Source organism: Kumtagia ephedrae, assembly GCF_003012745.1.
GTDB lineage: Bacteria > Pseudomonadota > Alphaproteobacteria > Rhizobiales > Rhizobiaceae > Kumtagia > Kumtagia ephedrae.
In genome coordinates, this window is sequence record NZ_PXYK01000044.1 from 20,956 (window position 1) to 31,792 (window position 10,837).

The 10,837-nt window shown below is 65.0% G+C and carries 14 protein-coding genes; 5 read left to right on the forward strand and 9 right to left on the reverse strand.

Features of this window, described 5'->3' with window-relative positions:
* Positions 1–40: 40 nt before the first annotated feature.
* The 4 genes from C7I84_RS27715 to C7I84_RS27725 form a co-directional block, all read right to left on the reverse strand.
* Positions 41–370 carry an imm11 family protein gene (locus tag C7I84_RS27715; RefSeq protein WP_106775451.1) on the reverse strand — a complete coding sequence of 110 codons (330 nt, stop codon included), beginning with the start codon at positions 368–370 and terminating at the stop codon, positions 41–43.
* 67 nt (positions 371–437) lie between these two features.
* Positions 438–923 (reverse strand): hypothetical protein, encoded by a 486-nt coding sequence (locus C7I84_RS29850; RefSeq protein WP_133170178.1) that lies wholly within the window; start codon positions 921–923, stop codon positions 438–440.
* Positions 924–1,097: 174 nt separating this feature from the next.
* Positions 1,098–1,703 carry an RHS repeat-associated core domain-containing protein gene (locus tag C7I84_RS27720; protein WP_106775452.1) on the reverse strand — a complete coding sequence of 202 codons (606 nt, stop codon included), beginning with the start codon at positions 1,701–1,703 and terminating at the stop codon, positions 1,098–1,100.
* A 44-nt stretch (positions 1,704–1,747) separates the two neighbouring features.
* Positions 1,748–2,914, reverse strand: coding sequence for a transglutaminase family protein (locus tag C7I84_RS27725; RefSeq protein ID WP_245428642.1), 1,167 nt, complete (start codon positions 2,912–2,914; stop codon positions 1,748–1,750).
* Positions 2,915–2,954: 40 nt separating this feature from the next.
* On the opposite strand from C7I84_RS27725, the gene C7I84_RS27730 reads away from it, so the two are divergent.
* Both C7I84_RS27730 and C7I84_RS27735 read left to right on the forward strand, forming a co-directional pair.
* On the forward strand, positions 2,955–3,527 hold the full coding sequence (locus tag C7I84_RS27730; RefSeq protein ID WP_106775454.1) for a DUF1214 domain-containing protein: 573 nt from the start codon (positions 2,955–2,957) through the stop codon (positions 3,525–3,527).
* Positions 3,520–4,062 (forward strand): DUF1254 domain-containing protein, encoded by a 543-nt coding sequence (locus tag C7I84_RS27735; RefSeq protein ID WP_106775455.1) that lies wholly within the window; start codon positions 3,520–3,522, stop codon positions 4,060–4,062. Before C7I84_RS27730 ends, C7I84_RS27735 begins: the two co-directional genes overlap by 8 nt.
* Before the next feature lie 9 nt (positions 4,063–4,071).
* Here the strand turns inward: C7I84_RS27735 and C7I84_RS27740 are convergent, their stop codons facing one another.
* A complete protein-coding gene (locus C7I84_RS27740) occupies positions 4,072–4,335 on the reverse strand; it encodes a hypothetical protein (RefSeq protein WP_133170179.1) in 264 nt (87 codons plus the stop codon).
* Between the two features lie 280 nt (positions 4,336–4,615).
* Here C7I84_RS27740 and C7I84_RS27745 point away from each other — a divergent pair, with 280 nt between their 5' ends.
* A complete protein-coding gene (locus C7I84_RS27745; RefSeq protein WP_106775461.1) occupies positions 4,616–5,590 on the forward strand; it encodes a DUF2336 domain-containing protein in 975 nt (324 codons plus the stop codon).
* 132 nt (positions 5,591–5,722) lie between these two features.
* On the opposite strand, the gene C7I84_RS27750 is transcribed toward C7I84_RS27745, so the two are convergent.
* The 3 genes from C7I84_RS27750 to C7I84_RS27760 form a co-directional block, all read right to left on the reverse strand.
* Positions 5,723–6,067, reverse strand: a complete 345-nt coding sequence (locus tag C7I84_RS27750; protein ID WP_106775457.1) for a DUF1491 family protein — start codon at positions 6,065–6,067, stop codon at positions 5,723–5,725.
* Positions 6,068–6,240: 173 nt separating this feature from the next.
* Complete coding sequence (locus tag C7I84_RS27755) at positions 6,241–6,978, reverse strand: peptidoglycan-binding domain-containing protein (RefSeq protein WP_106775458.1); 738 nt, start codon at positions 6,976–6,978, stop codon at positions 6,241–6,243.
* The gene (locus C7I84_RS27760; protein ID WP_245428640.1) at positions 6,953–8,713 is read right to left on the reverse strand and encodes a sensor histidine kinase; all 1,761 of its coding nucleotides are present in this window, start codon (positions 8,711–8,713) and stop codon (positions 6,953–6,955) included. Before C7I84_RS27760 ends, C7I84_RS27755 begins: the two co-directional genes overlap by 26 nt.
* Before the next feature lie 463 nt (positions 8,714–9,176).
* On the opposite strand from C7I84_RS27760, the gene C7I84_RS27765 reads away from it, so the two are divergent.
* Entirely contained in the window at positions 9,177–9,569 is a 393-nt protein-coding gene (locus tag C7I84_RS27765; protein ID WP_165816250.1) for a DUF5330 domain-containing protein, read from the forward strand.
* A 64-nt stretch (positions 9,570–9,633) separates the two neighbouring features.
* Positions 9,634–10,062: a SufE family protein gene (locus tag C7I84_RS27770; RefSeq protein ID WP_106775462.1), complete on the forward strand. Its 429-nt coding sequence runs from the start codon at positions 9,634–9,636 to the stop codon at positions 10,060–10,062.
* A gap of 3 nt (positions 10,063–10,065) precedes the next feature.
* On the opposite strand, the gene C7I84_RS27775 is transcribed toward C7I84_RS27770, so the two are convergent.
* Positions 10,066–10,710, reverse strand: a complete 645-nt coding sequence (locus C7I84_RS27775; protein ID WP_207771082.1) for a DUF6456 domain-containing protein — start codon at positions 10,708–10,710, stop codon at positions 10,066–10,068.
* Between the last annotated feature and the right edge of the window lie 127 nt (positions 10,711–10,837).

Below are 10,837 nucleotides of genomic sequence, written 5' to 3' on the forward strand. Positions count from 1 at the left end.
TCTGCGACGTTGGCCCCAGTTCAGGAACAGAGATACGGCGTCAGTGCAGCCGTCTGTCTTCATTCCAGAAAATATTCCAGACATCCTTCGGCAGCACAAACTTCAGGCCGGGATCACCGGTCGCCAAAAGCGCATCCTTCAACTGCTCTGAAACCAGCATCTCGCCGATCAAGGTATCGCGCACGAAATGATCGTCGCCGAGGCAGTCCGGTTTGAACACGAGCAACCGGGCATCCATTATCCTGACGCCGGGCATGATCCAGCTATCGATGTCGGACCGCTCAACATCGAGGCATGGTCGATGAATCAGCGTCCGGGCAAAGGAGAATCGAAGTACGTCTCCGCCTTTGGCGCGAACGGTGACGGGCATGAATTGCACTTTCGGGCCGACATTTGCCCGGCAACCTCGCGATTTAGAATGAGTATTTCCGCTAATTCTATTTTCTTAGCTGCGAACAAAACGAAGATAGATACGGAGATTTATCATTAAATATACTAGCCGATCTACATATCACATTGCAAATCGCACCATAAGAACACGTTAGAGAGAAGTATAAAAGCCCTTCAGCAGAATACCTCATAAACGTATCTTTATCTCTTGGGAAATACTGCTCAACAGAAGATTTAAAAAAATTTTCTATTATATACGAAAAATATTGATCTTCTACAGGTATAATTTCAATGTGGCTAATTACATTCTCTAGAAGAAAATCTGTGATCGATAGAATCTTTACGTCCTCCAATAATATTATATCGGCATGGTCATCATTTCTATCTGTCGTGAAAAAAAATACATCCTTTCCAGATTTTAAACTGCCAATCAATATCCGATCGTGGAGAAAAGAAAATTCATTCATCTGAGTTAACCTTTGGTTCACTTGGATTTGAATCACCCCCTCTGCCAGCAACGTCTTTTTTTCCAACGTCTAACTTTCCCGTCTGAGGGTCGCGCAATCTGTCGGTGAACTGCTCCCCCTCTTTAGGCTTTCTGCCCTTCTGACGATTTTCAGCTGTAGGTATCTCTCCGTCTGCTGGCCTATCCCATTCGTGTACATGAGGCCGACCCTGCCCATGCTCAGTGGCGTCATGGTCTACATCTAGTTCCGGATATCCATCTGGTCCATATTTTCGATCGTTGTAGTCTCCCACTTGCCACGAACCCGGCTCACCTTTGAAAGATGGGCGACCACGATCCCCGAGTGCTGGTTGAACTGGAGCACCATCCGGAGCTTTTTCAGGAAGGCTAGGCGTGAGGCTCCTTCCTGCTCCTGGCTACCCATGTCCAAAGAGGGTGGTTGGGTGATGGTATCCGCGCCTGGCATAATAGAACCATTAAACTTGCCATCATCCACCTTGTCCGTCGCCCAGACGCCGAAGGCGATAGCTATCCCAATAGCGATGCCGATTGTGATGTCGTCCACAATAGCGACATGTCCGTTCGGATCGCTCTTGTTGATCGGATCATTCTGTGAATACGCATATCGATTGGTTCCAACGCCGGGCAGCGTCGGATCCCAATCGTCTGGCGAGATGAAACGTGCAGGCCGGACGGTCACGCTGGCCTTCGTCCCCACTGCAAACCTGAAATGCTGCACGCCGACTGCCGACGCATAGACATTCGTGAGCCCTGAAACCATCAACGACAACGACAGCATCATCGCCAGCGCGGCCTGCGCCACCCTTCGACCGAACTTTTTGACCATCGCGCCCCTCATTTTCCGCTCGTCCACTGCATGTCCCTCAAGTCCTACTTCGGCATGCGCCAGCCCAGCGCCTCGGCCTTTGCGAAGGCATCCCGGTTGGCCTGGTAGAGTTCGTTCGCATAAGTGATCTTGTCCGCCGGAATATCGCTCTCGCGCGGATATTTCTTGATGATATCGCGCTCCAGCAGCCGGTAGTAGGCCGTGCCCTTCTTCACCAGCGCATAGGCGTTGGCAGGATACGCCTCGATCAGCATGTCGGCGACCTCGACCGCCTCGTCAAAACGCTCGGCTGCGATCAGCCGGTCGAGCACGGCGGTCGCCATCACCGAAAGCGCCTCGCGCCGCGTCAGCGTCTTCAGGTAGACGCCGTTGCGCACCGCCTCGTCGGTCATCGGCAGTTGCTTGCGATAGTGCTCGTCGCGCGCAAAACCGCCGCCGCTGGTCGCCTCCAGGTTCCAGGTCTTTCCGCCGTCCGTCCATTTGACGAACAGGTGCAGCGGCGCCGTCGAGAGCGTCATGTCGAGACCCAGCCGCTCGCCCAGCGCCAGAAGCAGCATCGGCATGGAAACACAATTACCCTTCCTCGTCGCTAGATACGTCGTGAGGAGTTGCGATCCCGGTTTTTGGCCGAGCGGATCGGAAAGGTCGTATTGGAACGGCCGGTTGTCGTTCCACCAGCCGGCCTCGTAGATGAAGGCACGCAGGGCCTTCAGTTTCTCGATGTCCGTCGCCGCCGGTTCGGGCGGCAGCATCGCCAACATTTTTCGGATGGTCGCCGCCATGCGGTCGAGCTCGGCGAGAGCAGCAGCGTCGTCAATCGATGGGTCGACTACCTTGTCCACCGCCAGCTTGGCACGAGCAAAACCCAAGTCATCGGCACGAGCATCGAGTAGCGCTTGGACAAAATCGGCCGAGCTTTGAGCCGGCAACTCCGCCGCGAGCGATCGGCCGGCCGGCCAGGACAGCACCAGTGCAAAGACAAGCCCAGCAACAAAGCGCCCGATCATCGATCCCCCCGAATCGCAGCCTTTGCAAGTATAAGCGTTTCGCGAGCGAGTAAGACAGTCAGATGACAACCGTCCCAGAGTTAACGTCCACAGAGAAAAGGGCCGCTGTGCGCTCCGCCGCATTCTGGTGCCTGAACCGGCGGCCTTGTACTCGACAAGTTGGCCGCCACGAAATCGACAGTCCCGCGCCTCCGCCGGTATCATCACCTTGCGATCCTTCCCCCGCCACGCTACCCCGGTTGCGATGCTCCGAACCGCCCTCCTCACGCTGCTAGCCCTTGCCGTCGCCATCGGCGGCGGGGCGGCCAGCGTCTGGTATGCGCTCGGCAGCGAGGAGAGCATCGGCGCCACGGCCGTCGGCACCTGGCTCACCTATCCCGATCTCGGCACGGTCAACGCCGACCCCTATTCCAGGGCGAAGGTGGCACGCGAGGGGGCGCTGGTGCTCGGCCGCGCCGAGGGCCTGCGCTTCGTCGCGCAGCGCGACGCGGCCGGCGAGCCGCTGGTGCGCCAATGCCGCTACACGGTCGAGGGCACGATCCCGCCCGCCCGCATCTGGACGCTGCATGCGGCCGAGCGCGGCGGTGCGCCGGTGCCGCCCGCCCGGGCGCTCAACGCGCAGATCGTCACCTACCTTCCCGGCGGTTCGCTGGCCGCCACGGTCGGCGCCCGCGCGGCCCCCGGCAACTGGCTGGCGACCAGCGGATCCGGGCCGATGGCGCTCGTGCTCACGCTCTACGACAGCCCGGTGGCGGTGAGCACCGGCGTATCGGACATCCAGCTGCCGCGCATCGCCAAGGTGGGTTGCGATGGCTAGGCCCGCTTGGAAGGGCGTCGCCTACGCGCTCGCCGTCGGTCTGGTCGGCGCCGGCATCGTCCACATCGTCATCCTGCTGATGATCCCCAGCTTTTCGGCGCGGGACGCCTGGACCCGCCTGTCGGCGGCGTCGGGCCTCTACGAGGTCGCGCGCATCGATACCGGCACCGGCGGGGCGGCCGATCCGTCGGCGGCCGCGGCCGCCTGCCGCTTCGACCTCGCCGACGGCGTCGTGCATGTCAGCGCGCCGAGCAAGGTGCCGTTCTGGTCCATTTCCGTCTACGATCGCGACGGCACCAATCTCTACAGCCTCAACGACCGCGCGGCGCCGGACCGGCTGCTCGACCTGGTGGTGCTCACGCCCGACCAGATGATCGAGCTGCGCAAGGATCTGCCCGAGGAATTCGCCCAGTCGGTGCTGGTCGAGCTGCCGCTCGGCGAGGGCATCGTCGTGCTGCGCGCGCTGGCGCCGGACGCAAGCTGGAGGCCGGCCGTCGACGCCTTCCTGGCGGAGGCGGCCTGCATCCCGCGCTGAGCGCTCTTCTCAACTCGTCGGCAGCGGCCGCTGCAGATGGCCGATCCAGGTGACCGGCGACCATTTCGCGGCGCTTTCGCCCGTCATCCGCTCGTAGCGGACGCCCGGAAAGATGATGACCGTCGCCGATGCCTTGTGCTTCTTCGGCGCCGCCGCGCCATTTTGTTTACGCGGGCGGAAAGCCAGTATGTTGCCCATGTCCTTGCCCTCTCGACTGCCGGGAGCAAACCACGCAACGCCTCCGCCCTGATAAGGCCACCAGTCGGTTAACACTTCTTTACCATTGCTGGACGGCCGGGCGGCCTGACCGCCCGGGGCGGCGCGCCGGGGTCATGCAGCCGGTGCGCATTTGTCATGATGCTAACCAGCGTAGGTTTCATGGCGATGGCGTCGGCGGCATCTGAATGTTTCCGGCTGCGCGCGAGACGCCATCGCCGTTGGAGCACGCTCGGTTAACAGTGCGCTAACAAATTTGCGTCAATTTGAGCGGTGCCGCGTCCGCCCGCACGCAGCCGGGCTGGCTGCGGAGTGTATGAGTATCGGGCGTTCATCCGTGTCAGCTTCAGATTTCCGAGACATCGTTGTCAGAGGTGACGCCGGCAAGGCCGAGCGGCTTTTCCGCGCCGCCGTCTCCGCCTTCTGCTCGCTGCCGCGTCCGTCGCGCCGCGAGGTGGCGCAGCTCGACGACCTCACCCTGCCGCTCATCGAGCTGGTTTCGGTCGAGGCACGGCGCTATGTAGCCGCGGCGCTGTCGGAATGCCTGATCGCGCCGCCCGGCCTGCTCGGTCGGCTGGCCGACGACCGCGTCGACGTCGCCGCGCCGCTGCTGGTCCGCTCGCCGCTGCTCGGCGACGTCGACCTCATCGCTCTGATCGGCAAGCACGGCCTGCCGCATGCGCGCGCGATCGCCCGCAGGCCGCAGCTCAACCCAACCATCGCACAGCTCATCCGCGCGCTCGAGGCGTCGGCCGCCGCAGCGGCACAGGCTTCGCCCGAATCGACCGAAGCGCCCGCCCCCGCGTCCGAGCAGCGCTCGGCGGAGGAGACGCGCCAGCGGCTGCGCGCGATGATGCGCGAGGAGCTGGATGCGCGACGGCCGCGGGCGGACGACTTTGACCCGGATCCCGCGCTGTTCGGCAAGCTGCGCGACACGGCGCTCACCGGCAACGACCTGATGTTCCAGACTGCGCTGGCGGACGCGCTCGGCATGAGCGTCGAGGCGGTCCGCGCCATTGCCCGCCTGCCCGGCTATTCGTCGCTGCTGGCGGCGCTCAGGGCTCTCGATCTCGGGGAGGAGCAGGCCTTCCTGATCGCCGCCGCCGTCAGCCCCACCCAGTTCCCCCACCCGGAGACGATCCGCATGTTCATCGAGCGCTACCGCGCGCTCGACCGCGCCATCGCCGTCGAGCGGGTGCGCGGCTGGAAGCTGGAGATGGTGGCGACCTGGATCCAGCGCAACGGCGCCGCCGCCCGCGCCTCCGGTTCCGCTTCGGGCACGGCTGCGGCGAAGCGCGCCGGCGCGAGATGAAGTGCGCGGAGTCGGTCACCCGCTGCAACGCTGTTGCCGCATGAACCGATCCGAACTGCACTTTCCGGAACTGCTGTTTCCCGGTTTTTTTGCAACTCCGGACGCGAAATCGCTGCTTTTGCGGGAACTGCTCTAGGATTTCGTGATTGCCAGCAGCGTCTCTGGCGTTTCGCCGCCCGCCTCGATCTCGACGATCCAGATGTCCGGATCGAAGCGCCGCTCCTTGTCGAGCCGCGCGCCGACCGCCTCGTCGCCGCCACGCATCAATTCGGCGAACAGCCGCTCGTCGGGACGCGCGCTGTCGTAGCTCGCCTGCGCCGCGGGGCCGTACAGCACCACATCGCCGGTGCGTTCCCGGCAGGTCACGAAGACCGCACCCGCCTCGAAGGCTCCGCGATTGACGACGGCGCCATAGCCGCCGCTCGAGAAAACGCGGCGCAAAAGGGCGGAGACGAAGAGGTCGGAGGTGACGCGCATATGTGAACCGAAGCGAATAGTGAATAGCGAATAGCGAATAGCGAATAGCGAATAGCGGGACAGCAGGATTGGAGCATGAAGGCAAGGCTCGGAGAAACTCCTTCCCAGCCGCGCCCCGGGAAGATCAATTCTATTCGCTATTCGCTATTCGCTATTCGCCATTCGCTGACCCCCTACTCCCCCACCAACCCGATCTCCCGCATCTTCGCATGGACCGTCTCGTCCGGCTCGCCGGTCACGGGCAGGCCGAAGATCGACTGGAACTCGCGGATCGCCGCCTTGGTCCTGGCGCCCGGGATGCCGTCCAGGTCGATGCCGTCATTGCCGAAGGCCTTCAGGCCGGCCTGAACCTTCTTCGTCAGTGCCGCGTGATCGGTCCGCGGCGGCTCGGCGGCGCGAGGCGCCGGCGAAGGACGGATGCCGGCCGTCGTCGGCTCAAGGCCGAGCTGGGTCAGCAGATCCTCGTCGATGGCGTCCGAGACCGTCAATCCGACCTTCGCGCGGTACGCCTCGATGGCCCGGCTGGTCGCCGGCCCGGAAAGCCCGTCCACCGCTCCGGAATAGAAGCCGAGCTCCTTCAGCACCCCCTGCACCTTCGCCGTCGTCGTCTCCATCGCCGGTGACGGCCGCGACGACGCTTCGGCCGGCCGCTCGATGACAAAGGTGGTCTCGGGCTCCGGCACCGGCACTTCTGCGGAGCGCACGAAGTCGCGGGTCGGGAAGAAGGCGCCGCGATGGATATGCGGCTGGTACCAGATGGCGTTGGCCGACACGTAGAACAGCGCGACGAGGAAGGCGGTCGAGCCGCCGGCGACCACCGGGTTGCGCGCGATCAGCGCACCTACAGCCGATACGCCGCCGAACCGAGGCCGGGCGGCCGGGCGTTTAGCTTGCCTTGCGGAGCGAGCCATTCGCGTTTTCCCCCGATGCTTTGCCCCGCAGTAGCGCAATGCCGCGGTCCGCGTCCACCGCCATTGTCGGGCCGTCGACAGGAAGGCTGATCGTGACGGTCGTGCCCTGGCCGAGGGCGCTGTCGATCGACATCGTGCCCTGATGCAGGGCGACCAGTCCCTTGACCAGGGCCAAGCCGAGACCGGTCCCTTCCGATTGCCGGGTATAGTCGCTCTTCACCTGGGTGAAAGGCTCGCCGAGCCGGTTCAGATCGTTTTCGGCAATGCCGATGCCGGTGTCGCTCACCCAAAAATGCAGGCGCGAGCCGATCCGCTTGGCGCCCAGCGACACGCGTCCGCCTTTCGGCGTGAACTTGACCGCGTTGGACAGCAGGTTGATCAGCATCTGCTGGACGGCGCGCCGGTCGGCGCGGATCTCGCCGAGCGAAGGCTGCACGTCGCTGCCGAGAGCGATCTGCTTGGCCTCGGCCTGCGGCCGGATCAGCGACACCGAGAGCGCGCTCGCCTCGCCGAAGCGGAACGGCTCCGGATTGATCGGATAGGCTCCGGATTCGATCCGCGACACGTCGAGGATCGAATTCACCAGCTCCAGCAGATGGGTGCCGGCGTCGCGGACGATCTGCACCTGCTCGCGCTGGCGCGGATCGCTGAAGCGGCCGTGGATCTCGCACAAGAGCATGTCGGAGAAGCCGATGATGGAGTTCAGCGGCGTGCGCAGCTCGTGGCTGACCACCGCCAGGAAGCGGCTCTTGGCCACATCGAGGTTGGCGCTCTCCTCCTTGGCGCTCGCCAGCGCGGCCCTCAGCTCGGCGACTTCGCTATTGTCGCGCAGCGTCGCGGCGATGTCGCCGCCACCCGCTCCGGCGGATGAAAGCTCGGCTGCGAACGGCCGGTAGGCGGCCTTCCCCTCCCCTGCCGGCAGATGCAGGCGCAGTTCCACCTTGCGGTGCCCGGCAGCATCGCGCAGGTCGGCCAGCGCGCACAGGAAACCCACCCGGTCGGCGACGTGGATGCGCTCGAAGAAACCGGTCCCGGCAAGGAGGTCGGGATCGATGCCGAGCATGTCGCGCGCCGCCGCGCCGAGCTCGCGCAGATCGCCATTGGTGGAGAACGACAGCGGCAGGCGGCCGGGCTCGGCCTGCGGCAGCACCGACGGTGCCGGGCGGACGGCAAGGAACGCACCGAGGCGCGGCAGCAGCGTCGCTGCATAAGCCAGCGGGATCAGCCAGTGCCAGGCCGCCGCCTGCGCACCCGCGAACGGGCCGGTCATCACGGCCGGCAGCACGAGCGCCGCCGCCATGGCCGCGGCGCCGCGGCCGAGCGCGCGCCGGGTCCGGAAGGTCAGCCACGCCTCGACGGGCAAGGCGCAGGCAATGAGGCTTGCCGGCGACCGCAGGCCGCCGGCCGCGGCGATCAGCACGGCGATCTGCACGGCGGCGAGCACCAGCGCCACGGTCAGGACCAGCCGGGCGTCCCGACGCGCCGTGACCGCGAGCACGCTAAGGGCCGAGGCGCAGAAGGAGGCGCTGATGAAACCGAAGGTATGGGCGACGCCGAGGCCGGCGGGCAGCAGCGTCCAGGCCGCCGCCGACAGCAGGAACGGACCGGCGATCAGCATGCCGATCAGGCGGCGCTGCTCGGCGCGCGCCGCTTCATCGATGACGAACGCATGCACCAGCCGGTCGCACCCGGCGGCCACGGCCCGGATCAGTTCGGCATATCTGATCACAAACACACTCAACTCAAACGCATCCGGCACAGTCCGCTTGGCGGATCGATCTTGATTGGTTGGACCCTCGCACCGAGCCTTTAAGGAATGAATAAAAGAGGTCTCCGCCTGGACGGCCGGCGGGGGGAAAACCCGGGGAGCCCCGCCGAAACGGCGAGGAATTCGCTCCATAGTAAACGGAGGGTTTTCGACCGCTTCGCCTCGGCCGCCGGCGCCGAACGCCCCGCAGCTTCCTGCCGTCCGCCTAAAGCCGTTTCTTTTCAAGGCATTGAATGGTTACCGGAAGCTTGCCGAAATGCATCGGATTTGATGCGAATTCGACGCATTTTGGACCGTTTAGAATTCCTTTCAAACACGCTGAAAATGCCATCCTTCCCGGCAAGCGCTTCTTGGCAGGGTGCATGCCATCGTGCCTGCGCTGGTCGGGCCGAATGCCGGTCCTTCCGGCGGACGAATCGGGGACGCTCCCATGGGCTTTCTTCTGCGTACGGCATTCTGGTTCTCTCTTGTCCTGCTCATCATCCCTTTCGACGTGGGCGGCGGGGATGCGGCCGGCGAGCGCGTCGGCCCGATCGAGACCTTCTTCGCCGCGCGCGAGGCGGTGTCGGACCTGTCCGGCCTGTGCGAGCGCAAGCCGGAAGTCTGCGAGGTCGGCAAGTCGGCGCTCAACACGGTGGGGCTGCGGGCGCGCGAGGCCGCGCGCATCGCCTATCAGATGCTCGACGAGAATTTCGCCGAAACCGCCGCGTCGACCGACACCAGCACTCTGACGGGCGGCATCGAGCGCCTGATCGAGGACGCCGACAAGGTCGTCCCTGCCGCCGAGCCCGTGCCGCTGCCGGCCGCCGCTCCAAAACCCTGAACGCCGCCGCGCCTTTTGCGCTTTTTCCGTGACGCCACGGCATGCGGCGCCTATATGCGGCATGATGAGCGCGACCATTGAAAGCATACGCGACGACTTCGCCTTCCTCGAAGAGTGGGAGGACAAGTATCGCTACGTCATCGAGCTCGGCGAGGCGCTGCCTGCCTTCCCGGAGGCGGCGCGCGACGCCGAGCACAAGGTGCCGGGCTGCGTCAGCCAGGTCTGGCTGGTGTCCGACCGAGGCGACGGGGCCGATCCGGTCATCACCTTCCTCGGCGATTCCGACGCCCATATCGTGCGCGGGCTGGTGGCGATCATGCTCGCGCTGTTCTCGGGCCGCCGCGCCAGCGAGATCATGGCCGAGGACGCCGAGGGCCTGATGCGCTCGCTCGGCCTCGACGAGCACCTGACGCCGCAGCGCGCCAACGGCCTGCGCTCCATGGTCAAGCGCATCAAGCAGGATGCCCAGGTCGCGCTCGCCGAAAACGTCTGATCCTCACCGCAGCTCCGGCCGATAATCCTCGGCGCCCCAGTGGAGCACAGACGGTCGGACCGCCCCCTCGCGCGGCGGGTGATAGTGCCGGGCGAGGATGCCCAGCGCCGTCTTCAGCAGCATCTTGGCCGAGCGGGCCGGCCAGGCGCGCTCGCGTTCCACCGTCTCCAGGCCCTTCAGGAAGCAGCAGACGTCGACCAGCAGCCCCGACAGCTCCGGCCCGACCGCCTTCAGCGCGCGGTCGACCCGCTGCCTGGCGGCAAGTGCTGCGTCGGTGAGATCGGCCATCCCGCCGCTGCCGTCGCGCCGTCCGGCCGACACGCTCGCCTCCCAGTTGGCGCCCAGCCGCGGCATGATCTGCCCGCGCGTGTAATCGCTGCGCAGGCGCTCGCCCGCCTCGAACTCGGCGCGCGACAGGAACGGCCGGCCGTCCTTGTCCTTGCGCCGCATCAGTTGCCCCAGCGGCGACTCGGCGAGGTTGATCTCGGCCGACACGGCGCCCGTCCCGTCGTCCAGCCTCACCCGTGCGACGTCGCGATGCTGGCGGCGGAAGCCGTCCGGAGCGTTTTCGCGCAACGCCGCCTTCAGGCCGGCCGGAGTCGCCGACAGTTGTTTGCCGTTCCTGACGATCGCGCCGCTGCCGGCCATCTGGACACCTCGAACTACCGGCATTCGCGGCGTGTTTTGTCTCGCTGAGGTGTGGCGCGGCCCGATGAGCGGCGATCGCGTCGGGTTTGGTCGATGAGATTGCTGCTGGACGCCGATTTCGGCGTCG